Source organism: Acidovorax sp. LjRoot204, from assembly GCF_056175785.1.
In genome coordinates, this window is record NZ_JBGFFF010000029.1 from 1 (window position 1) to 23,434 (window position 23,434).

At 66.6% G+C, this 23,434-nt stretch carries 19 protein-coding genes; 9 read left to right on the plus strand and 10 right to left on the minus strand.

Translation table 11 applies throughout. From position 1 onward, the window contains the following. Positions 1 to 347: 347 nt before the first annotated feature. Positions 348 to 845, minus strand: coding sequence for a cyanophycin metabolism-associated DUF1854 family protein (locus tag AC04MI_RS07960; protein WP_476497534.1), 498 nt, complete (start codon positions 843 to 845; stop codon positions 348 to 350). A 21-nt stretch (positions 846 to 866) separates the two neighbouring features. Then, positions 867 to 3,173: a cyanophycin metabolism-associated ABC transporter gene (locus AC04MI_RS07965; RefSeq protein WP_476497536.1), complete on the minus strand. Its 2,307-nt coding sequence runs from the start codon at positions 3,171 to 3,173 to the stop codon at positions 867 to 869. A gap of 237 nt (positions 3,174 to 3,410) precedes the next feature. On the opposite strand from AC04MI_RS07965, the gene AC04MI_RS07970 reads away from it, so the two are divergent. From AC04MI_RS07970 to AC04MI_RS07980, 3 genes are all read left to right on the plus strand, one after another. Then, positions 3,411 to 5,618 carry a cyanophycin synthetase gene (locus AC04MI_RS07970; protein ID WP_476497538.1) on the plus strand — a complete coding sequence of 736 codons (2,208 nt, stop codon included), beginning with the start codon at positions 3,411 to 3,413 and terminating at the stop codon, positions 5,616 to 5,618. Between the two features lie 98 nt (positions 5,619 to 5,716). Continuing rightward, on the plus strand, positions 5,717 to 8,296 hold the full coding sequence (cphA, locus tag AC04MI_RS07975; protein WP_476497539.1) for a cyanophycin synthetase: 2,580 nt from the start codon (positions 5,717 to 5,719) through the stop codon (positions 8,294 to 8,296). After that, positions 8,293 to 8,790, plus strand: a complete 498-nt coding sequence (locus tag AC04MI_RS07980) for a CreA family protein (protein ID WP_436077593.1) — start codon at positions 8,293 to 8,295, stop codon at positions 8,788 to 8,790. The genes cphA and AC04MI_RS07980 overlap by 4 nt, the downstream gene beginning before the upstream one ends. Before the next feature lie 124 nt (positions 8,791 to 8,914). Here the strand turns inward: AC04MI_RS07980 and AC04MI_RS07985 are convergent, their stop codons facing one another. The 4 genes from AC04MI_RS07985 to AC04MI_RS08000 form a co-directional block, all read right to left on the minus strand. Further along, on the minus strand, positions 8,915 to 9,562 hold the full coding sequence (locus AC04MI_RS07985; protein ID WP_436077592.1) for a DsbA family oxidoreductase: 648 nt from the start codon (positions 9,560 to 9,562) through the stop codon (positions 8,915 to 8,917). A gap of 100 nt (positions 9,563 to 9,662) precedes the next feature. Continuing rightward, positions 9,663 to 10,463, minus strand: a complete 801-nt coding sequence (locus tag AC04MI_RS07990) for an SDR family oxidoreductase (RefSeq protein WP_436077591.1) — start codon at positions 10,461 to 10,463, stop codon at positions 9,663 to 9,665. Between the two features lie 42 nt (positions 10,464 to 10,505). Then, the gene (locus tag AC04MI_RS07995) at positions 10,506 to 11,549 is read right to left on the minus strand and encodes a Bug family tripartite tricarboxylate transporter substrate binding protein (RefSeq protein WP_436077590.1); all 1,044 of its coding nucleotides are present in this window, start codon (positions 11,547 to 11,549) and stop codon (positions 10,506 to 10,508) included. Between the two features lie 78 nt (positions 11,550 to 11,627). After that, complete coding sequence (locus tag AC04MI_RS08000; RefSeq protein ID WP_436077589.1) at positions 11,628 to 12,530, minus strand: isocitrate lyase/PEP mutase family protein; 903 nt, start codon at positions 12,528 to 12,530, stop codon at positions 11,628 to 11,630. Positions 12,531 to 12,784: 254 nt separating this feature from the next. Here AC04MI_RS08000 and prpR point away from each other — a divergent pair, with 254 nt between their 5' ends. Further along, positions 12,785 to 14,800, plus strand: coding sequence for a propionate catabolism operon regulatory protein PrpR (gene prpR / locus AC04MI_RS08005; protein ID WP_476497542.1), 2,016 nt, complete (start codon positions 12,785 to 12,787; stop codon positions 14,798 to 14,800). A gap of 51 nt (positions 14,801 to 14,851) precedes the next feature. On the opposite strand, the gene AC04MI_RS08010 is transcribed toward prpR, so the two are convergent. Continuing rightward, entirely contained in the window at positions 14,852 to 16,363 is a 1,512-nt protein-coding gene (locus AC04MI_RS08010; protein WP_436077587.1) for an AMP-binding protein, read from the minus strand. Further along, entirely contained in the window at positions 16,360 to 17,526 is a 1,167-nt protein-coding gene (locus tag AC04MI_RS08015; protein WP_476497545.1) for an acetyl-CoA acetyltransferase, read from the minus strand. The genes AC04MI_RS08010 and AC04MI_RS08015 overlap by 4 nt, the downstream gene beginning before the upstream one ends. A 263-nt stretch (positions 17,527 to 17,789) precedes the next feature. Between AC04MI_RS08015 and AC04MI_RS08020 the strand changes: the two genes are divergently transcribed. From AC04MI_RS08020 to AC04MI_RS08030, 3 genes are all read left to right on the plus strand, one after another. Further along, positions 17,790 to 18,764 carry a YcjF family protein gene (locus AC04MI_RS08020; protein ID WP_476497546.1) on the plus strand — a complete coding sequence of 325 codons (975 nt, stop codon included), beginning with the start codon at positions 17,790 to 17,792 and terminating at the stop codon, positions 18,762 to 18,764. Between the two features lie 203 nt (positions 18,765 to 18,967). Beyond that, on the plus strand, positions 18,968 to 20,308 hold the full coding sequence (locus tag AC04MI_RS08025; RefSeq protein WP_395452925.1) for an SPOR domain-containing protein: 1,341 nt from the start codon (positions 18,968 to 18,970) through the stop codon (positions 20,306 to 20,308). 115 nt (positions 20,309 to 20,423) lie between these two features. Then, on the plus strand, positions 20,424 to 21,176 hold the full coding sequence (locus tag AC04MI_RS08030; protein ID WP_436077585.1) for an SGNH/GDSL hydrolase family protein: 753 nt from the start codon (positions 20,424 to 20,426) through the stop codon (positions 21,174 to 21,176). A gap of 6 nt (positions 21,177 to 21,182) precedes the next feature. Here AC04MI_RS08030 and AC04MI_RS08035 read toward each other — a convergent pair whose 3' ends face one another. Together AC04MI_RS08035 and AC04MI_RS08040 are read right to left on the minus strand one after the other, a co-directional pair. After that, positions 21,183 to 21,968, minus strand: a complete 786-nt coding sequence (locus AC04MI_RS08035; protein WP_436077584.1) for an alpha/beta fold hydrolase — start codon at positions 21,966 to 21,968, stop codon at positions 21,183 to 21,185. A gap of 1 nt (position 21,969) precedes the next feature. Continuing rightward, a complete protein-coding gene (locus AC04MI_RS08040; RefSeq protein WP_436077583.1) occupies positions 21,970 to 22,974 on the minus strand; it encodes a M14 family zinc carboxypeptidase in 1,005 nt (334 codons plus the stop codon). A gap of 188 nt (positions 22,975 to 23,162) precedes the next feature. Between AC04MI_RS08040 and AC04MI_RS08045 the strand changes: the two genes are divergently transcribed. Together AC04MI_RS08045 and AC04MI_RS08050 are read left to right on the plus strand one after the other, a co-directional pair. Continuing rightward, a complete protein-coding gene (locus AC04MI_RS08045) occupies positions 23,163 to 23,294 on the plus strand; it encodes a hypothetical protein (protein ID WP_255342784.1) in 132 nt (43 codons plus the stop codon). Continuing rightward, positions 23,266 to 23,427 (plus strand): hypothetical protein, encoded by a 162-nt coding sequence (locus tag AC04MI_RS08050; protein ID WP_167514362.1) that lies wholly within the window; start codon positions 23,266 to 23,268, stop codon positions 23,425 to 23,427. The genes AC04MI_RS08045 and AC04MI_RS08050 overlap by 29 nt, the downstream gene beginning before the upstream one ends. Positions 23,428 to 23,434: the final 7 nt, after the last annotated feature.

Consider the following 23,434-nt stretch of genomic DNA (forward strand, 5'->3'; position numbering starts at 1 on the left):
GCTTTTTGGGACGGTTCGGCGTCAGGCAAGGACCATGAAGGTGCCAAACAGTGCCCCGAATGGGCCGAATCGGCCGAAGAGCGCGCTGGGCGCACGCCGAATGTCGCAACAGCACCACGCCGTCAGAAGGCGGGGCGCCCGCAGGTCATCACCCGCTGCAGGGGAACAGGCAGAGAAGTAGGCGGCTCGGGCCGTGCGCAAGGAATGCGCAAGAGGCGGGCTCCGCCGGCCCCACATTCCCGACAGAGCATGTTGACGGTCTTGCAGAGGAGCGCAGACAGGCCCCTACGACTGGCAGGACAAGGTCCGAGCCCAGGACGGAGCCGGCTTGACTCCGCCTTACAAGGTCAAAGAAAGCGTTCGAGCAAGCGGCGCGAATGCTTGTCCAGCGCCGTGGTGTCCTTCACACGGAACTGCAAGCCGTCGCCCCCGGCAATCAGCAGCCGGGTGYGCCCGCCCAGGCGGCGGATGTCTTCTTCGGCCTTGAGCACCAAGCGGGCAGGCCCCCGGTCGGTCTCCACATCCCAGGTGCTAGGGGTCGAGAAACTAGAAACGGCGAGGATTTTCTGGATAGTGGGCACAAACTCGCGCACCTCCAGCTCTTCATCAATGAGCTGCCGGGCGGCGCCCGTCACGGCCTCCAGCCGGGGAACCCACAGCAGCTCATGACCGTCGGCGCCCACCAGGGACAGCCCCTCGCCCGGCGCGGCGATGGGAAAAGCACGCACGGGAGTCACGCCCTCATGGGCCGTGCCATCGGCCAGGGTCAGGACGAGGCGGCCGTGCGGGTTGCGCGTGAGCTGGAAAGCGGGGGTGGACGACGATGGGGTCAGGGAAGCATTCATGGCAGGGTCGCTCACAGCGTCTCAGGGGTTGCCGGCGGGGTGGGCCGGGTGCAGCAGGCTGCTGTCGATGATCACGCCCGCCGCCTGCGCGTCTTCTTCGGCGCGGCGGGCCTGGGCTTCGTACAGCCGCCAGTAGGCGCCCTGCTTTTCCATCAATTCATCGTGCGGGCCCACTTCCACCACCTCGCCGCGGTCCATGACCACCAGGCGGTCGGCTTTGCGCAGGGTGGACAGGCGGTGGGCAATGGCGATCGTCGTACGGCCTTGCACTAGGTTATCGAGCGCCTTCTGGATTTCCTTTTCGGTCTCGGTGTCCACCGCCGAGGTGGCCTCGTCCAGGATCAGGATGCGCGGATCGATCAGCAGAGCGCGCGCAATGCTGATGCGCTGACGCTCGCCGCCCGACAGGCCCTGGCCGCGCTCGCCCACCAGCGAGTCGTAGCCGTGCGGCAGGCGCAGGATGAATTCATGCGCATGGGCAGCGCGGGCGGCGGCCACGATTTCCTCGCGCGTCGCTTCGGGCTTGCCGTAGGCGATGTTCTCCGCGATGGTGCCAAAGAACAGGAAAGGCTCCTGCAGCACCAGGCCGATGTGGCGGCGGTAGTCGGCCACCGCAAAGCGTCGGATGTCGATGCCATCGACCTGGATGGACCCGTCGCTCACGTCGTAAAAACGGCTGATCAGGTTGACCAGCGTGCTCTTGCCCGAGCCACTGTGGCCCACCAGACCGATCATCTCGCCGGGGCGGATGTCCAGATCCAGCCCCTTGATGACCGCGCGGCTGCCGTAACGGAAGCCCACGCCCTGCATGCTGATGGCGCCTTGCACCTTGTCCACCTTGACGGGTTGGGCAGGGTCGGGCACGTTGCTCACGTGGTCCAGGATGTCGAAGATGCGCTTGGCGCCKGCKGCSGCCTTCTGSGTGACCGARACGATGCGGCTCATCGARTCSAGCCGCSYGTARAASCGSCCGATGTAGGCRATGAAGGCSGTGAGCACACCCACCGTGATCTGGTTGCGCGACACCAGCCAGATACCAAACGCCCAGACCACCAGCAGCCCGATTTCAGTCAGCAGCGACACCGTGGGGGTGAACAGGCTCCAGGTCTTGTTGAGCTTGTCGTTCACCTCCAGGTTGTGCTGGTTGGCATCGCGAAAGCGCTGGGCCTCGCGCTTTTCCTGGGCGAAGGCCTTGACCACGCGRATGCCSGGGATGGTGTCGGCCAGCACRTTGGTSACCTCGGACCASACRCGGTCGATCTTYTCRAASCCGGTGCGCAGSCGGTCGCGCACGGTATGGATCATCCAGCCAATGAAGGGCAGCGGCACCAGCGTGACCAACGCGAGCCACGGGTTGATGGAGAACAGGATCGCCGCCGTCATCACGATCATCAGTACATCGGTGATGAAGTCGAGCGCGTGCAGCGACAGGAACACGTTGATGCGGTCGGTCTCCGACCCGATGCGCGCCATCAGGTCGCCGGTGCGCTTGCCSCCRAARTAGTCGAGCGRCAGSSKSAGCAGGTGCTCGTASGTGGTGGTGCGCAGRTCGGCGCCGATGCGCTCGGACACCAGCGCCAGSAKGTAGGTGCGCGCCCAGCYCAGGCCCCAGSCGRCCAGCGCCGACAGCAGCAGGCCGCTCAGGTACAGCAGSACSMGSSCMGGKTCGATCTGYTKSCCGTTCTGGAACGGAATCAGGATGTCATCCATCAGCGGGATGGTGAGGTAGGGCGGCACCAGGGTCGCTGCGGTGGACGCCAGCGTCAGGGCAAAACCGGCCGCCAGCTGTTTGCGATAGGGCCGCGCAAAACGCCACAGGCGCAGCAGCACCCAGGTGGRGGTCTGGGGTGGCTGGGCACGGGCACAAGCCGGGCACTCTTCGGTGTCGGGCGGCAGCGGCGTGTGGCAGGTAGGGCAAGCGGGCTCGTCGGCTTCGTCCTCGGCACCGCTGTCGCCCCGGGCGCTTTGCTGCTCAAAACGTTGCACCAGGCGCAGCGCCTGCGCATGGTGCGCCAGGGTAAAGCGCCACTGGGCCAGGCGCTCCTGGGGGTTGTGCAGCTCGAGCGAGCCCACTCCGCCATGGTCATGCAGCTTGAGCGTCAGCCCTTCACCCAGGGGCCAGCTGCGCCAGGTCGTGGTACCGGGGTCGCAGGCCAGCAGCCGTTCGGAGGTCACCACTACCCACCCCGCCGCAAAGCGCAGTGTGGCGCTCAGGTCAACCGGCAAAGCCGCCAACACGTTCTCTTTGGAAGCGAGCATGGCCCGCAAATCGGCCCCCACAGGGCCAGAAAAGACACCCGAGGCGTCCACAGAATGGTGATGTTGCATTTTTGGTTGGGTTTTCCGCCACCGGCTGCCTGCGGTGGCCGCTCTCGCGAAAGCAAGAATTCTCACCGATACTGCACGCCACGGTGCGACGGCATCCTCCTGTAACGTCTGTGGCGGCCTTTTGGCTGACACTGCGCACAGGCCCTGGACTGGCGCACAATCATCGTCCACAAAATTCCCTTTCGTCCCCCTACCGCACAGCCCTTACCAAGGCCGGAACCACAACCGCTGCAATCCATGGCGAAACTCAACGACATCCAACTGCTTCGCATCAACTACCTGCGGGGCCCCAATATCTGGACCTACCGGCCGGTCCTGGAAGTCTGGCTGGACCTGGGCGAGCTGGAGGACTACCCCTCCAACACCATCCCCGGCTTCAATGACCGCCTCACGGCCTGGCTGCCAGCGCTGATCGAGCACCACTGCGGCGTGGGCGAGCGCGGCGGCTTCCTGCAGCGCTTGCAGGAAGGCACCTGGTGCGGCCATGTGCTGGAGCACATCGTGATCGAGCTGCTCAATCTGGCAGGCATGCCCACCGGCTTCGGCCAGACGCGCAGCACCAGCCAGCGCGGCGTGTACCGCATGGTGTTCCGCGCCCGCGACGAAAGCGTGGCCCGCGTGGCACTGGCCCAGGGCCATGCACTGATCATGGCGGCCATCAACGACCAGCCTTTTGATGTGCAGGCCGCCGTGGCGCGCGTGCGCACCGAGGTGGACGACCAGTACCTCGGCCCCAGCACCGCCTGCATCGTCACCGCCGCCACCGACCGGGGCATTCCCCACATCCGCCTGAATGACGGCAACCTGGTGCAACTGGGCTATGGCGCCCGCCAGCGCCGCATCTGGACCGCTGAGACCGAGTACACCAGCGCGATTGCTGAAGGCATTGCCAGCGACAAGGATCTGACCAAGGGCCTGCTCAAGTCCTGCGGCGTGCCCATCCCCGAAGGCCAGGTCGTCAACAGCCCCGAGGAAGCCTGGGAGGCCGCGCAAGACATCGGCCTGCCCGTGGTGGTCAAGCCCTCCGACGGCAACCACGGCCGGGGCGTGACGCTGGACCTGCGCAAGCAGGAAGACATCGAAGCGGCCTACCACGTGGCCTACCCCGAGGGCAGCGACGTGATGGTGGAGCGCTTCATCCCTGGCGACGAGCACCGCCTGTTGGTGGTGGGAGGCAAGGTGGTCGCCGCAGCACGCGGCGAGCTGGTCACCATCACCGGCAACGGCCGCTCCACCGTCAAGGAACTCATCGACACCCAGCTCAACTCCGACCCGCGCCGGGGTTACGAAGAAGAGTACCCGCTCGAAATCATCGACCTGGCCACCGACRCCAAGGTGCAGCTCGAACTCAAGCGCCAGGATCTTGAAGCCGACTCGGTGCCCGCCGCTGGCCGCCAAGTGGTGGTGCAGCGCAATGGCAACGTGGCCGTGGACTGCACGGACGACGTGCACCCTGAAGTGGCGTACATCGCCCAGCTTGCCGCCAAGGTGGTGGGCCTGGACATCGCAGGCATCGACATGGTGGCCCGCGATATTTCCAAGCCCCTGCACACCCAGGGCGGCGCGATTGTCGAAGTCAACGCAGGCCCTGGCCTGCTCATGCACCTGAAACCCGCCGTGGGTGCGCCGCGCCCTGTGGGCCAGGCAATTGCCGAGCACCTGTTCCCCTCCGACGCCGATGACGAAGGCCAGGCCGGTCGTATTCCGCTGGTGGGCGTGGCCGGCACGCGCAGCACATCGACCATCTCGCGCGTGGTGGCCTGGCTGCTGCACCYGAGCGGGCACCACACCGGCCTGGCCTGCCGCGAAGGACTGTTTCTGGATCGTCGCTGCGTGGAGGCCACCGACTGCGCCCACTGGGAAGCCGCCCACCGCCTGCTGATGAACAAGATGGTGCAGGCCGCCGTGATCGAAAGCGACGCCCGCACCATCCTGCGCGACGGCCTGGCGTATGACCGCTGCCAGGTGGGCGTGGTGACCGACATGGACGGCGTGGAAACGCTCGCCGAATTCGATGTGCACGAACAGGACCAGATGACCAAGGTGATGCGCACCCAGGTGGACGTGGTGCTGGCCGAAGGCGCTGCGGTGCTCAATGCCGCCATCGCCCAAGTGGCCGACCTGGCCCCCCTGTCCGACGGCGACGTGGTGCTGTATGCGCAGGACGGCACGCTGCCCGTCATCGCCGAACACCGCGCCAAGGACAACGGCCGCGCCGTCTTCGTGAAGAACGGCCGCGTGGTGCTGGCCACGGGCAGCGCCGAGCATGTGCTGGGCGCCCTGTCTGATCTGACTTTTGGCCRCAATGCCGTGGTGCCAGACACCGACGCCCTGCTGGCCGCCATCGGTACGGCCTGGGCGCTGGACATTGCCCCCGACCTGATCGGCGCAGGCATCAAGACCTTCGAGCCCGAACTGGTCCCCACCGCCGCCCTGCGGTCGTGATGGCCTCTCGTGCATTTGCCTTTGTTTGTTGTTTGACCCCACATCCCACGACCTGAACAGGGCCCCAGCGCTCTGATGGACCACTGAAAGAGACTTCCATGGATGTAACCCGCACCCGGGCCCTGCGCGGCCCCAACCTCTGGAGCCGCCACATGGCCATCGAGGCCGTGGTGACCTGCGCCGAGAACGAGCGCGCCGTGGGCCAGATGGCCGGATTCGAAGCCCGCCTGCGGGCCCTGTTCCCCGCCATCGGCGCACTGCACCCGGAAACCGGTGGCGGCGATGTGTCGCTGGCCCACGTGCTGCAGACCGCAGCACTGGCGCTGCAAGCGCAGGCCGGCTGCCCCGTGACCTTTGCGCGCACCACGGCCACCAGTGATGTCGGTGTGTACCAGGTGGTTGTCGAATACAGCGAAGAAGCCGTGGGCCGCAAGGCGTTTGAAGACGCACAACAACTCATCCAGGCAGCGCTGGGCAACGGCAGCTTTGACGCCGAAAAGGCCGTGGCCGACCTGCGCGAGCTGGACGAAGACGAGCGCCTGGGCCCCAGCACGGGCTCCATCGTCGAKGCCGCCGTGGCSCGSGGCATYCCCTACCGCCGSCTCACSMGCGGCAGCCTGGTGCAGTTYGGCTGGGGYTCCAAGCAGCGSCGCATYCAGGCRGCCGAGGTCGATTCGACCAGCGCCGTGGCCGAATCCATCGGCCAGGACAAGGACCTGACCAAGCGCCTGCTGCACGCCGCTGGCGTACCCGTCCCGCTGGGCAAGCCGGTGGAGACTGTGGACGAAGCCTGGGAGGTCGCCCTCAAGGTCGGCCTGCCCGTGGTGGTCAAGCCGCAAGACGGCAACCAGGGCAAGGGCGTCACCGTCAACATCACCGACCGCGCACAGCTTGAAGAAGCCTACAAGAACGCCGCCGACTACGGCACCGTGATGGTCGAGCGCTTCTTGCCCGGCCACGACTTCCGCCTGTTGGTGGTGGGCGACCAACTGGTGGCCGCAGCCCGCCGCGAGCCGCCCCAGGTGCTGGGCGATGGCGAGCACACCGTGCGCCAGCTGGTGGACGTGGTCAACCAGGACCCCCGCCGTGGCGAAGGCCACGCCACCTCGCTGACGAAGATCCGCCTCGATGACATCGCCGTGGCCCGCCTGGCCATGCAGGGCCTGACGCCCGACTCGGTGCCCGAGAAAGGCCAGCGCGTCATCTTGCGCAACAACGCCAACCTGTCCACCGGCGGCACCGCCACCGATGTGACTGACGACGTGCACCCCGAGGTTGCGGCCCGCGCCGTGGCCGCCGCCCAGATGGTGGGCCTGCACATCTGCGGCGTGGACATGGTGGCCGAGACCGTGCTGCGCCCCCTTGAAGAACAAGGTGGCGGCTTTGTGGAAGTGAACGCCGCCCCCGGCCTGCGCATGCACCTGGCCCCCAGCTACGGCAAGCCCCGCAACGTGGGCCAGGCCATGGTGGACAAACTGTTTGCCCATGGCGACGACGGCCGCATCCCTACCGTGGCCGTGACCGGCACCAACGGCAAGACCACCACCGCCCGCCTGATTGCGCACCTGTTCACGGCCCAGGGCCTGCGCGTGGGCATGACCAACACCGACGGCGTGTACGTGAACGGCCGCCAGATCGACAGCGGCGACTGCAGCGGCCCCAAGAGCGCCCGCAACGTGCTGCTGCACCCCGAGGTGGACGCCGCCGTGTTCGAGACCGCGCGGGGCGGCATCCTGCGCGAAGGCCTGGGCTTTGACCGCTGCCAGGTGGCCGTGGTCACCAACATCGGCGCGGGCGACCACCTGGGCCTGAACTACATCACCACGGTGGAAGACCTGGCCGTGCTCAAGCGCGTGATCGTGCAGAACGTGGCCCCCACGGGCTACGCGGTGCTCAACGCCGCCGACCCCATCGTGGCGGCCATGGCTTCGGCCTGCCCCGGCAAGGTGATCTACTTTGCCAGCGACCGCCACCACCCCGTGATGGTCACGCACCGCGCCCAGGGCCACCGCACCGTCTACGTGGATGGTGACTCCATCGTCGCCTCCGAAGGCTCGTGGCGCGAAACCATCCACCTGCGCGACGTGCCCATCACGCGCAACGGCAAGATCGGCTTTCAGGTCGAGAACGTCATGGCCTCCGTGGCTGCCGCCTGGGGCGTGGGCATGCCCTGGCAGACCATCCGCCGCGGCCTGTCGGGCTTTGTGAACGACAGCGACAACGCCCCCGGCCGCTTCAATATCATGGACTACCGGGGTGCAACGGTGATCGCCGACTACGGCCACAACCCCGACGCCATGCGCGCCCTGGTGCAGGCCGTGGACGCCCTGCCCGGCAAGCGCCGCAGTGTGGTCATCAGCGGTGCGGGCGACCGGCGCGACGAAGACATCCGCGAACAGACCGTGATCCTGGGCGCCGCGTTTGACGACGTGATCCTGTACCAGGACGCCGCCCAGCGCGGTCGCGCCGACGGCGAAGTGATGGCCCTGCTGCGCGAAGGCCTGGCCGGTGCGCCGCGCACCACGCATGTGGAAGAGATCCGTGGCGAGTTCATCGCCATTGACACCGCCCTGGAGCGCCTGCAACCCGGCGACCTGTGCCTGGTGCTGGTGGACCAGGTCGAAGAAGCGCTGGCCCACCTGGCCCAGCGCTGCACCGAAGGCGAGACCGCGGCATGACCGCTGCGCGCACGTTGACAACCGCCGCCGTTGTGGCGCTTGCGGCCCTCACGGGCGGCACAGTGCAGGCCGCATCGGGCGAAAAAATCGGCACCGTGGACACCGCGTTCCAGTGGATCGGCCGCGACCACGACATCATCGTCGAGGCCTATGACGACCCGGGCGTACGGGGCGTCACCTGCTACGTCTCGCGGGCACGCATTGGTGGTGTCAAGGGCACGCTGGGCCTGGCCGAGGACCGCGCCGAGGCCTCCATTGCCTGCCGCCAGGTCGGCCCCATCAGCATTCCCGAGCCACTGAAGAAACAGGAGGAAGTGTTCAGCGAACGCATGTCCATCCTGTTCAAGCGCCTGCGCATCGTGCGCATGGTGGACCCGGCCCGCAACACGCTGGTGTACCTGACCTACTCTGAAAAGCTCATCGACGGCTCCCCCCAGAACAGCGTGACCGCCGTTCCCGTGGACCGCGCCACCGCCATTCCGCTGCGCAAGTGACGGTTGCCCGGTGTGGCCGGGGCATCGCTCAGACATCAAAAAAGGGGCTCCAGGCCCCTTTTTTGATCGTACATGCCAGTAGCGCTAGTGCAATATACCTGAGCAGCTATCAAATAAATAGCATCTAGCCCTGCGCGGCAATCTGCAGCAGCGCCTGCTCAAACACCTCCACCGGCTGCCCACCCTGGATCAGGTGGCGCTCGTTGACGATGATCGCGGGCACCGAATGGATGCCGTTTTGCAGATAGAACTGCTCGCGCTCGCGCACCTCGTCGGCGTAGCGGTCTGAGGCGAGCAGCGCACGCGCCTCGGCCACATCCAGCCCCACCTCGCCCGCCACACGCACTAGCACCTCGTGGTTGCTCGGGTCCTGCCCGTCGGTGAAATACGCCGTGAACAGCGCCTTCTTCAGCGCGGGCTGCACGCCCTTCTCTTCGGCCCAGTGCAGCAGCCGGTGCGCATCAAAGGTGTTGTAGATGCGGCTGCGCTTGTCCATGCTGAAGGTAAACCCCAGCGCCGCCCCACGCGCCGCGATGGCCTCGCGGTTCTTCTGGCTCTGCTCGGGCGTGGCGCCGTACTTTTCTTGCAGGTGCTCGCCAATGTCCTGACCCGCAGGCCCCATCTGCGGGTTCAGCTCGAACGGCTGAAAGTGCAGGTCCAACGCGACCTCGCCCTGCAGCCGGTCCGCCGCCTGCTCCAGCGCCTTGAGGCCGATGATGCACCAGGGGCAGGAGACATCGGAGACGAAATCGATYTTGAGGGTGGTGGTCATAGGTCGAGTCTGTGGATGGCAAGCCAGGATGGTAGGACGGGCTGCAAAACCGCGGAGGCCGCAGGCTTAATGGTGCACCAACCAGAGCCTGCTTCGGGTATCACACCACCATGGGCGTTGCTCCGCCGTCCATCGTCAGAACCACGCCCGTGACGTAGCTTGCACGCTCGGACGCCAGAAACAGCACCACGTTGGCGACCTCCTCCGGCTGCGCCAGGCGACCCAACGGCACCTTGCTCGTCGCCTGTGCGAGCGCTTCCTGCTCAGAGATGTTGTGCATGCGTGCCGTGGCGATCATCCCTGCCTGCAACCGCTCGGTGTGGGTGGCGCCCGGGTTGACGGCATTCACGCGTACACCCTTCGGCCCGTAGGCGGCAGCCATGCCCGCGCTCATGAGCATCAGCGCCGCATTGGCCGCCCCGCCAGGCATATGGATGGGGCTGGCGACCTTTCCTCCGGCGCCCACCACATTGACGATGGACCCCTGGCCCCGCGCGCCCATCTTCTTGACCACCAGATCCACCATATGGACGTACGTGAAGAACTTGGCGTTCATCGCGTCGTGCCAGGCCTGCGCGCTCAACTCCTCGGGCGGGGTGCGCCGGGCAGCCCCTGCAGAGTTGACCAGCACATCGACGTCCCCAAAGGCGGCTTCGGCAGCCGACAGCGCTTTCGCCGCCGACTCGGGCTGCTGCAGGTCAGCGGCATGGACGCTGATGCGCCCAGCGCTGCCATGGACATCCACCGATAACCGACCACGTGCGGCCTCCAGGTGTTCGGTGCTGCGCGATACCAGGCTGACGCGCGCCCCTTCGGCCAGAAACGCCGCCGCGCAGGCATAACCAATGCCTTTGCTGCCCCCCGTGATGAGGACATGTTTGTCCTTCAGATTCAGATCCATGGACTTGCTCCGAGAAAGGTGAAGTGTGCAGGACCAGCCGCCTTATTCGATCGAAATGCCAGCCGCCTTCACCACGGCACCATACCGATCCAGGTCCCGCTTGATTTCGTCGCGGTATTGCTCGGCAGTTCCGGGTGTGGGCTCGATGCCCATTACACGCAATTTCTCACGCACGGCGGCATCGTTCAGCACCGCGTTCAGTTCTGTGTTCAGGCGCGTGATCACCGCCGCAGGCGTACCCACCGGTGCCAGCAGCCCCACCCACGAGTTGACAACAAAGTCGGGTACACCGCTCTCGACAAACGTGGGCACATCGGGCAAGGCGCTGGTACGCTGCGCGCTCGACACCGCAATGGCCTTGAGCTTGCCGGACTTGATGTGTCCGTGAGCGCCCGCCACCGCCGTGTACACCAGTGGAATCGTGCCCCCCAGCACGTCGGTCATGGCTTGGCCACCGCCCTTGTAGGGCACATGGGTCAGGTTGGCGCCCGTCCGGATTTTGAGCAATTCACCGGCAATGTGGGGTGTACCACCCGTCCCCGAGGTTCCAAACGAGAGACCTCCATGTTGGGTCTTCGACAAGGCAATCACATCGGCCAGGCCCTTCACCGGCACGCCAGGGTTCGCCACGAGCACCAGGGTGGCATCGCCAATCTTGCCGACTGGCGCAAAGTCTTTGGCCGTATCAAAAGGCAGTTTCGAAAACACATGTGGATTGATCACCATGGTGCCGTCAAAGCCCAGAACCAAGGTGTAGCCATCTGCTGGCGCAGACTTGGCCAGCGCCGTGCCAATGTTTCCGGAGGCCCCCGGCTTGTTGTCCACCACGATTTGCTGGCCGAGGCGCTTGCCAAGACTTTCGGCAATCAGACGCCCGCTGGTGTCGGTGACGCCCCCAGGGGTGAACGGAACAATCAGCCGGAGGGGTTTGCTGGGCCAGACGTCCTGAGCGTACGTGGCCGCGGGCATCCCGGCCGCCGCGCCCAGGCACACCAGGGCTGACAGGGCGAGCAGCTTGCGCCGACATTGCAAGCCGGGCGCAGGCGGCACGTTGCCGTAGGGGATGAGAGATGGATGAGGTTTCATGTTTGTCTCCTTCGTGTTGTGTTTTGAGGTCGTCATGTCGAGGGGGCGAAAGGCTCCAGCAGCCACGCGCCTCGCAAGTCAGGGTGTCTCGGCGTACTGGCGTTCAAATGCCCAGACGTCCTCGAAACCCATGAGCTGCGTCAACTCCGCGAAGGGCATCAAGCCAGCGTCGCTGTTCACCGACGAGCCCGTGCGCTGAAACTGCGCATACACCGTCTTCATGGCCTGGGTAGCGGCCAGCAAGGCAGTCACCGGAAAGATGGCGAGCTTGTAGCCAATGGACTCCAGCTCGCTGTGCGACAGCACGGGCGTCCGTCCGCCCTCCACCATGTTGGCCAGCAGGGGCTTATCCACGGTTTGGCCGATCTTTCGCATCTCTTCCTCGCTCTCGGGCGACTCGACAAAAAGGATGTCCGCTCCAGCACGGGCGTAAGCCTCTGCCCGGCGCAGGGCCTCATCGAGACCAAGGCTGGTACGGGCGTCCGTGCGCGCAATCACCAGGAAATCGGACGAACTGCGGCTGTCGACAGCGACGCGAATCTTGCGCACCATGTCTTCCATGGGGATCACCCGGCGGCCAGGGGTGTGGCCACATTTTTTGGGGTATTCCTGATCCTCCAGCTGGATGGCTTGCGCGCCAGCAGCCTCGTAGCCCTGCACCGTGTGGCGCACGTTGAGCAAACCGCCATAGCCCGTATCGCCGTCCGCAATCAGCGGGGAGCGGGCCATGCCTGCCATGGCCTTCACCCGCCCCACCATGTCCGAATACGTGGCCAGCCCGGCATCTGGCAAGCCCAGGTGCGAGGCCACCGTGCCGAAGCCCGTCATGTACAAGGCATCAAAGCCGAAGGTGTCGGCCAGCCGCAACGACACCATGTCGTACACCCCGGGGGCGATCACCAGCCCGGGCTGGGTCAGGCGCTGGCGCAAAGAGATGGGAGCGGGCAAGGAGGACGTGGAAGAAGGAGCAGATTCAGACATGGCAATGGAGTGATGTTGCAAACAGGGTTGTTTGGATGGAGTTACTGCACAGTACGTGCCAGCGCGCCCGCCTGCCGCAAAGCATTGATTTGATTGACCATGCTCGCACCAATGTGGCGGAGCAGCGGCATACATGTTTCATTGACCACCCCAATGTTTCATATTTGTGTTTCACTTGCAGATCAATGAAACGCAACAGCCTTTCGTTGAAACGCGTCCACAGCCAGTGTCTAGTCCGCGCAACCGTCCGCCCTATGCCAACCCCCGTCACACCACTTGCCAGCCGCCCTCGCCTTTGTTTCATGAGCTATCGCCAGATCCGGCTGATGGCCATGCCCATCGTGGCGGAATACCGGGACAGGGCGGATATCGAGGTGATCGACGGCAGCTTTGAGGTGGCGCTGGACCTGGCCCGCAAGCGGCTGGTCAGCGGACTGGTCGATGTCTTTGTGAGCGCGGGGYCCAACGCCAGCCTGCTGCGCAGCGGGATCAGTGCCCCGGTGGCCACCATYCAGTTGAGCGGSTTYGACMTSCTGCAGGCGCTCATCAAGGCCCGGGCAACGGCCGACCGCGTGGGCATCGTGATGTACGGCCATACCCTTCCGGAGCTGGAATCCGTCAAAGGTCTGTTGAACATCGACATTCACCAGTACGCCTACCAGACGCCTGACTCGGCCCGCGCGTGCATCCGCCAGCTGCACAGCGATGGCATCCGCGTGGTCGTGGGCTCCAGCCTGGTGGTGGAACTGGCAGAAAACGCAGGCCTCGTTGGATTGCTGGCGTATTCGCATGCCAGCATCCGCCAGGGCTTTGAAGACGCTCTGGAGCTGGCGCGGGTGGCGCAGCTGGAGGCCGGGCGATACGAACAGCTCAACACGGTGCTGCACACGCTGCAAGAGGCAGTCCTGGCGGTGAATCAGTCCGAACAGATCATCGCCATCAACCCGGCGATGCAACGCATTTTGGGCCTGGTGCGTGCGCCGCGCCTGGGTGAACCCCTCGCGTCTGTCACCACCGATCTGTCGCTGCGCGAGACGCTGGAAGGCGGCCAGCCCGAACATGGCGCCGTGCTCCGCCTGCAAGGCCGCGACTGGATTGCCAATCGCACGCCCATTTACGAGGGCGGCCACACCACCGGTGCGGCGCTGACCTTGTACGACGCTCGCACCATCCACGAGGCCGATAACAGCCTGCGCATTCAGCACCGCCGCAGTGACCACGCTGCGCGCCACCGCTTTGAAAGCTTGGCGGGGCAAGCCCCCGCGTTTTTGCAAGCCATCGCCAGAGCCCGCCTGTATGCCGCCACCGACTTCAGTCTCCTGATCACCGGCGAGAGCGGCACCGGCAAAGAACTCTTTGCACAGGCCATGCACAACGCAAGCCAAAGGGCGCGTCGCCCGTTTGTCGCCATCAACTGCGCAGCGTTYCCGGAARCSCTGCTSGAAAGCGAGCTGTTCGGCYACGAGGAAGGCGCYTTCACCGGYKCRCGCCGCGGCGGCAAGCGCGGSCTGTTYGARGCRGCSCACACGGGMACCCTSTTTCTSGAYGARATCGGCGACATGCCACTCACGCTGCAAACCCGCTTGCTGCGCGTCTTGCAGGAGCGCCGCATTACCCGCTTGGGGTCCGTCACATCCATCCCAGTCGACGTGCGCGTGATAGCGGCAACCCACCAGCCACTGCTGCAGATGGTGAATGCGCGCCAATTCCGCCAGGACCTGTACTACCGCCTCAACACCCTCACTTTGGCATTGCCTCCGCTGCGGGATCGCAAAGGCGACGTCCAAGTCTTGGCTGTGCGTTTGCTGGCCCACAGTCTGAGCCGGGTCGGCGTGTCTGGTGTCACCGCCGCTGAGGTGTTGGCCCAATGGGGAGGTGCCATGGAACAGCACCCATGGCCCGGCAACGTGCGCGAGCTGGAAAACATGTGTGACCGCATCGCCGTTTGGCTGTCTCAGTACCGGCACATCGACAAGGTGGAGTGGAGCGAGCTACGTCACGAATGCCCGGAACTTCTTGCGGCACGGCCAGACATCGAACAGGCCCTGGCTGCTCTGGCGACACCGGAGCAACCGCCAGAACAACCCGATCGGCACACAAAGGCCCTGGCTGCGCTGGAGCGCCATGGCGGACGCACTGGTGCAGCCGCTGCAGAGCTGGGGATCAGCAGGTCGACGTTCTGGCGATGGTGTCGGAAACCGACCCACAAACCGTCTGAACTTGCGCGCGCACCTGCCCAAGAGCGGTCATCCGATGAAGATGGGGCGTGATGGCGGGCTGCCATAACACCCCACTGCCCACAACATCGCCCCGCCGCAGCACTACCCCTTGCCCCGCAGCTCCGTCTTCAACACCTTCCCATAGCTGTTCTTCGGCAACGCCTCCACCCACCGGTATTCCTTCGGCCGCTTAAAGCGAGCAATGTGCTCCAGGCACAGCGCATCCAGCACGGTATCGGCCACCGCGCCACCCTCCCCTGCCACCAGGAAGGCCACCACCACCTCGCCCCATTCCGCATCGCGCTGGCCCACCACAGCCACCTCGCGCACCTGCGGGTGGAGCAGCAGCACCTCTTCGACCTCGCGCGGGTAGATGTTGCTGCCGCCGGAGATGATCACGTCCTTGGACCGGTCCTTGAGCGTGAGAAAACCGTCGGCATCCAGCGCGCCCATATCGCCGGTGTAGAGCCACCCGTCGCGCAGCGTCTGCGCGGTGGCGGTGGGGTTGTTCCAGTAGCCGGGCATCACGGTGTCGCCGCGCACCACCACCTCGCCGGTCTCGCCGGTGGGCAAGGGCTGACTCATGGCATCGACCACACGCACTTCCACCAGCGACTGCGCCACGCCCACCGACACCATGCGCTCGGCCCAGCGCGGGTGGTCGCGGTCGGCCAGCTGGGCGCGCGACAGGGCGGTGATGGTCATGGGGCTTTCGCCCTGGCCGTAGATCTGTGCAAAGCGGTTGCCCATCACGGCCAGGGCGTTGCGCAGGTCGTCGGCGTACATGGGGCCGCCGCCGTAGACGATGGTCTTGAAGCCTGAGACGTCGGCACCCGTGGCACGCACATGGTCCACCAGGCGGTGCACCATGGTGGGCGCTGCAAACAGCGTGAGCTGGCCCACGCTGGCCGCGAGCTGCACCAGTTCGGCCGGCTCGAACCCGCCCGACAGTGGCACCACATGCCGCTCGCCGCGCAGCACCTGGGCGTAGTTGTAAAGCCCCGCGCCGTGCGACATGGGTGCGGCGTAAACCATGGCGTCACCGGGCAGGATGTCGTCCACATCGGTGAAGTAGCAGGCCGTCATGGCCAGCAGGTTGCGGTGGGTCTGCATCACACCCTTGGGTCGGCCTGTGGTGCCCGAGGTGTAGAACAGCGAGGCCACGTCATGCGGCGCGCGGTCGCATACGTCCATGGGCGTGTGGGCGACTGCGGCGCGGTATGCGTCGGAGCCAAAGACCAGCACCGCGTCCTGCGGCGCCCCGGCCTCGCGCACGGCGGGTGCCAGCGCTTCAGAGGTCAGCACCACGCGCGCGCCCGAGTCGGCCAGCACGTAGGCGAGTTCTTTGGCATGCAGCTTGTAGTTGACCGGCACCGACACGGCCCCCGCCCACAGGATGGCGTGCAGGGCCTCCAGGTATTCGGGCGCATTGGCGGCGTAGATGGCCACGCGGTCGCCCGGGGCCACGCCACAGCGTGTGCGCAGATGGGTGGCCAGCGCGGCGGTGCGGGCAGCCAGCGTGCCGTAGCTCCACAGCACCTGGTCGCCATGCAGCAGCGCGGGCTGGTGGGCGTACAGCAAGGCGCTGCGGCGCAGCAGGTGGGCGATGTTCATCGGGCGCGCTCCAGAATGCTCACGTAGTTGGCCACGGCCGAGCCGCCCATGTTGAACACGCCCGCCAGGGTGGCACCCGGCACCTGCAGGTCGCCCGCCTCGCCCATGAGCTGCATGGCCGACACCACATGCATCGACACGCCCGTGGCGCCGATCGGGTGACCCTTGGCCTTGAGCCCGCCCGACGCGTTGACAGRCAGGCGGCCGTTGCGCAGCACGGTGCCGTCTTCCAGCAGGCGGTGGCCCTGGCCTGCGGGCGCCAGGCCCATGGCCTCGTACGTGAGCAGCTCGGCGATGGTGAAGCAGTCGTGCACCTCCGCCAGCGACAGGTCGTGCACCGCGCACCCGGCCTGTTGCAGCGCCTGCTGCCAGGCGCGCCGGGGCCCCTCAAAGTCCACCACACGGCGGCGCGCCATGGGCAGGTAGTCGTTGACCTGCACCCGCGCCCGCAGGCGCACGGCGCGGGGGAAGTCGGCCATCGCATCATCGGCCGCCAGGATGACCGCCGCCGCGCCGTCAGACACCAGCGAGCAGTCCGTCTTGCGCAGGGGCGCGGCAATCATCGGGTTGCGGTCGGACACGGTGTTGCAGAACTCAAAGCCCAGGTCCTTGCGCATGTGGGCCCAGGGGTTGAGCGCGCCGTTGGCGTGGTTCTTGGCCGCGATGCGTGCCAGGGTGGCCGAATGGTCGCCATGCGCGGCAAAGTAGTCCTGCGCGATGGACGCAAAAATGCCTGGAAAGCCACCGGGCGGATCGCCCGCCTCGCCGGAGTAGCCGCAGTCACCCAGGATGCGCGTGGTCTCGGCGCCGGAGACAGCGGTCATCTTTTCGGCGCCGATGACGAGGGCAACCCGAGCGCGGCCGGCTTCGATCGCATCGCACGCGGCATAGAGGGCGGCCGAGCCCGACGCGCAGGCGTTCTCCAGCCGCGTGGCGGGCTTCCAGCGCAGGGCGTCGTCGCACTGCAGGGCCAGTGACGAGGCAAACACATCGGGCGTGAAGCCGCCGTTGAGGTTGCCCAGCCACACGCCATCCACCACCGTGCCGTCAATGCCCGCGTGCTGCAGGGCCTCTCGGCCCGCGCGCGTAATGAGGTCTTCAAGCCCCAGGCCGTCCAGCCGGCCAAACGGCAAATGTGCCCAACCCACGATCGCTACGCCCATGTCCATCCTCCGTTGATGCACGCCACGACGGCGCGATGGCAAGCACTGTAGGCAAGCGATGGCCCTCCGCACAGTCGCCGAACTACCCAAGGGAAAACCCGAAGCCCTGGCGCCCCGCACAGCCCGCGCCATCAATCCCCCACACGCTGTGGCGTTGAAACCGCATTGCCTAGACTGCACCTAAGAACCTGTTCACAAGCCACCGCACAACACACTGCAAGCAGTGTGCACCCCCTCCCACCCCTTTTTTCTGCACGACGACCATGACCCTGGACCAGCAAAAATCCATCCTTACCATCGCCCTTCTGGCAGCGTTTGCCGATGGCAACAAGGACGATGCCGAACGCGAAGAGATCCGCCGCATTGCCCAGTCGCTCGCGGGCGACGGGGGCGTGGCCGACCTGCCGCGCATCTACCAGGACGTGCTGCTGCAGCGCACCAGCGTGCAGGCCGCCGTGCAGGGTCTGAGCGAGCCCATGCACCGCCAGCTGGCCTACGAGATGGCKGTMTGCGTGTGCGATGYGGACGGCCGTCAGACCGCGGCGGAGCGCGAGTTTCTGACCCGACTCAAGGCGGCCCTGCAGCTGGGCGACCCGCAGACGGCAGCGTTTGACCAGCAAGCCGATGCACTGGTGGACGTGGCCGAAAAGGCCGTGCCGATGGCGGTGCCGGTGGCCACTGCTGCGGCAGCGCCTCTGGCCGCAGCAGTCGGTGCAGGTGCCTCGGACGCAGAGCTGGACAAATCCATCCTGAACTATGCGCTGCTCAATGGCGCGCTGGAGCTGCTGCCGCAGTCATGGGCGTCGATGGCCWTCATCCCGCTGCAGGTGAAGATGGTCTACGGCATTGGCAAGGCCCACGGGGTGGAGCTGGACCAGGGCCACATCAAGGAGTTCATCGCCGCTGCCGGCGTAGGCATGACGTCGCAGTACCTGGAGCAGTTTGGTCGCAAGCTGCTGGGCGGCCTGCTGGGCAAGGTGGCGGGCCGCACCATCGGCGGGCTGGGCGGCGCTGCCACAGGCATGGCGTTTTCGTTTGCCACCACCTACGCGCTGGGGCAGGTGGCCAAGCGCTATTACGCCGGTGGCCGGGTCATGAGCACGGCCATGCTGCGCGAGACCTTTCAGGGCCTGCTCACGCCCGCCAAGCAGCTGCAGACGCAGTACTTGCCACAAATTCAACAGAAGGCAGCGACGCTGGACGCGGGCCAGATCATGGCCCTGGTACGGGGCAAATAGCGAACGCTATCTAATTGATAGCTGCTTGAGCATATTCGACTAGCGCTTGCAGCCGATTTGACTCAAAACCCGTCCCACAGGCACGTGGTGGCCTGCTCGGACGCCCCGCAGCGCGCCACCACGCTGCGCGCACCCGTTGCCGCCGCGCAGCACCTTGCGATTCGGCAGGTAATACACCGCCCGGTGCATGACAGAATCCGACCATGCTCGACCACACGGATCCTGTCGCCTCCATCATCCCGGCCATGTCGCTCGATTCGCCGTCCGACAACGCCATGGCCGCCATGTCGCGCCTGGCCCTGGGGCCCGTGAACACGGACTACTACCTGAAGGTGTTCGAGCGCTTTGACGACACGGGTCGCACGACCACCACCTGGAACTGGGCCGCCTGCCTGTGCACCCTGAACTGGATGCTGTTTCGCCAGCTGTGGGGCGCTGCGCTGGTCTATGTGGCGGCGGCCGAGGGGCTGGCACTGATCGTGTTTGGCGTGGGCCGTTCGTTTTTGCACTGGCCCGTGGGCATCGAACTCGGGGTGCTGGGCGCCTTTGCGGTGCTGGCCTTTGCAGTGCCGGGGCTTTACGGCAACGCCATCCTGTACGCCGACATCCGCAAGCGCATTGCGCGCGCGCTGGCCGCGTCGCGCACCGTGCCGGAAGCCTGCGCGCTGCTCGAAAAGCAGGCCAGCTCGCGCAAGCGGCTGCAGGTGCTCGTGCTGGCAAACGTGGTGCTGGGCCTGGCCGCACTGATCGCCTACCTGGCGCTGTCCCCGTCGGACGTGAAGCCCCTGGCGCTGGAACCCGCCGTCACGGTGGCGCAGGCCACGGCAGCGGCCCAGGCGGCATCTGCCACCAAGCCCGTGGGTGCCTTGCCGGTGCCGGAGGCCGAAGGGGCACCCACACCGCCAACGCCAGCCCCTGAAGTGGCAACAGAACCACCGCCAGCGCCCACACCCGCGCCCCAGGCTGCTGCAGCAGCAGCCCCCAAGCCTGCGCTTGCGCCTGCACCTGTGGCGTCGGCACCTTTGGCTGTCGCGCCCGCTCCTGCCGCCACTGCCGTTCAAAAATCGGCCGAGCCCCCAGCTCCAGCACTGTCCGCATCGGCCACGGCCGCCCCTCCAGCCGCCAAGGCGTCCACACCCAAGCCAGCCACGCCAGCCGCATCGACCCGCGCACCGACGCCTGCGGCCAGCGCCACCGCTACCGCCCCTGCACGCCGGGATGCCGCCAGCCGCGCAGCAGCCCCCACCAAGCCCAAGACACCGGCGGCAGCAGCGTCCTCCACCGCCGACACCGCGCTGCCCACGGTGGGCTCTGCCCCGGGCTACTACATCAACGTGGGCCTGTTCGCCGAAGAAGCCAACGCCCGCAAGACGCAGGCGCGCTTGCTCAACGAAGGTCTGCCCGCGTTTCGCCAGGAGTTGAACAATTCCAAGGGACGCCGCATCCGCGTGCGGGTGGGGCCTTACGCCACCCGCGCCCAGGCCGATGCCGCGGCCGAGGCGATCCGCGCGATGGCGCTGGACGCCGTCGTCTTCAAGCAGTAGCACCCCCTGGACGCGGGGCGTAGCACTGTCCTACGCACGTGAATGCCCGACGCCGACGCAGGGTCGCCGAGTCTGCAGGTACGCTGAGCCCAGAGCAACTTTGGGCGTATGCACCATGACGCGAAAGACCTCCCCGCACCACAACGCCACCCGCCGGTGGGCCACCCTGGCCGCGGTGGCTGCGGGCGCACTGCTGCTGACGGGCTGTGCCCCTTGGCGCATGTGGACGGCCGCCGACCTGGCCCGCGATGCACGCCCCTACACCGCTCAGCCCCCGCAGCCGACGCGGCGTGTGCTGGTGGTGGGAGACAGCACCGCCGTGGGCACTGGTGCCGGCACCGCAGCAGACAGCCTGCCGGGGCGCATCGGCCAGGACCATCCCCAATGGCGCATCGACAACCTGGCGGCCAACGGCGCCAAATTTGGCGATGTGGTGCAGCAACTGGAGCGCGCTGGCGGCGGCTACGACCTGGTGCTGGTGCTGGCAGGAGGCAACGATGTGATCCGCTTCACGTCTGAAGACACGCTGCGCGACCACGTACAGCAGGCCGTGGCRCTCGCGCGCCAGAAGGGGCAGCAGGTGGTGCTGATGCCTTGTGGCAATGTGGGCCACGCGCCCTTTTTTGTGCCGCCCCTGTCATGGGCCATGTCGCGCCGGTCCGAGGCGCTGCATGCCCTGGCGCGGGAGGCAGCCAGCGCGCAGCAGGTGCACTACGTGCGCTTGCTCAAGCCGCGCGACCAGGACCCGTTCGTGACCCGCAGCCAGGAGCTGAACGCCGCCGACGGCCTGCACCCCAGCAGCGCGGGCTATGCGGAGTGGTACAGGGAGCTGGTGGCACAGGGTGCGTTGAACAGCCTCACGCAGTAGCCCCCGTTACCCGTCTGTTGACTCGCCAAGGGACAGCCACTGCAGCACGGCATCGATGACCCACTGTGGGTCATCCAGGGGCAGGTCGTGCCCCGCCCACGGATGCGACCGCAGCGGCAGCCCCCAGGCCTGCGCAATGGCCTGCGAGCATTGGCGGGACACCAGCTGGTCCTTCTCGCTGCCCAGCAGCAGCACACGATCCACGGGTGCGGCTGCCGGCGCGCGGTACCGCGCGGCCGCCACCAGCTGGCGCAGGGCATTGTGGGCCGACACCGGCCGTTGCCTGCGCACAGCAGTCCACTGCGCCAACACGCCGATAGCAGCGGATGGCGCGCTGCGGCTGGTGATTTGCCACACCACCTGCTCGGCGGCCTCCGCAGATCGCCACCGCCACGCCAGCCGCAGCAGCGGTGCGACGTTGTGCAGTTGCAGGCGGTGCCAGAACGGGCTGAACGGGCGCAGGCTGGTGTTGATGAGCACGCAGCCCGCCACCTCGTGGGGCGCCACGCGCGCCCATTCGGTGGCCACCATCGCCCCCAGCGACATGGCCAGCAGGTGGTAGAGCGGCGCCACGGCACGCTGCGCCAGCTCTGCACGGCAGGCTTGCACCATGCCCTGCACCGACAGGGGAGACACCAGGCCATGGAACTCGCCATTGCCTGGCAGGTCGAGCGCCAGCACCTGGTCGCCCGGCACCGCTTGCGCAAAGCGCTCGCCAAAGGCGCCCCAGTGCGCGGCCTCGCGCGTCAGCCCACGCAGCAAGATCCATTGGCGTGGTGGGCGCGCGGGCATCTCAGTACCACGCAGCCAGGGCATCGGCACGGCGCTGCGCACGCTGATCGGGCGCTGGCACCCAGCGTGCGTGGCTGCAGGCCGCACGCGACAGAAAGTCCAGCAGCGACAGGTGCCGCCGCAGCACCCGCTGCTGGCGGTGGTTGATGAGCGGATTGAAGATGCCGTTGCGCGAGAACAGCTGGCGCGGGTTCTTCTTGATCCACAGCCAAGAGCCCATCTCCAGCGTGAGCGGCAAGAAGGTGTGTGCGGGCACCTCGCGGCAGGCCTGCAGGTACAGATGGTCCCACAGATCGCCGTGGGCGAGGTACTGCGCGCTCTGCGGCTCGATGATGTACTGGTGGTTGCTGTGCGCCTGGAGAAAGATGTCTTGCAGCGCATGCAGCTCGGCCAGGTGCGGAATGGGCCGGCGCGTGTGGGCAAACGGGAACCACAGCCGGTCCTTCACCCCAAAACCGGAGTGGCAGTCCAGCGCAATGCTGAAGGGCCGCGCCAGCAGCTGCTGCGCCACCACGTCGCACAGCGCCTGGCTCTCGGCCTCCATGGGCTCGCCCAGCCTGCCCCGGTACCAGGGCAGGCCCGCGCTCACGCGCTGCCCGCCAATGCCCCAGGGCACCGGGTCCACCGCGTCGACGGGCGCATTGCGCATCAGGTCGACACCGCGCGGGTTGGCGCGAGTGGCAGACCACATGCCGCCAGGGTTGACGATGGGCATGAAGACCAGGCGCACACGCTCCAGCTGCTGGTGCAAGGTGGTGTCCCACTGCAGCCGCATGACCACGTTTTGCAGGTAGGCAATGACCACCTCAGCTCCAATGCGTTCCAGCCCATGCACGCCGCCAAAGAATCCGACGGCGGGCACGTCCAGCGCCGGGTTGCCCAACCCAATGGCATAGATGGGAAATTGCGTGCCCGATGCCACAGACACCTGCTGGACGACCTGCACCTGCAGATGGGGCGCCCCCAGGTCCAGGATTTTTTCCAGCGCCGCAAGCTCGGGCAGCATGTTCAATGGGTGGGGGTAAGTCGGTGTGTGGAGCACGCCAGAGCGCGTGCCAGGCAGTGAGGATAGCGCCCGGGGCCCAGCACGAACAGCGCTGCGGCCAACCTGTGGGGTTTGCGCGAACCGACGCGAAACCGTCACACAAGGGCGCTACCTTGCCTGCAGTCACCACCCTTTGGAAGAGGCGCAACATGCTCTGGAAACTGTTCGGACTGCAGCGGCTGCTCGATGAGCTGTTCGATGAACGCGGGTGGCTGAGCCTGGACCTGCCCCGCACCACCGGCTGGGACCACGATGATGTACCCGCCATCGCGCAAGACTGAGGCCTACCGCTGGGCCATGGGCTGGGCGATGCTGGCCTGTGCACTGGCCTGGGGCGTGGTGGAGTTTCTGGCCCTGCAGCGCGCGCGCTGGCAGCTGTGGCGCGAGCGGCTGCACACGCCTGCCCACCACTAGCAAGATC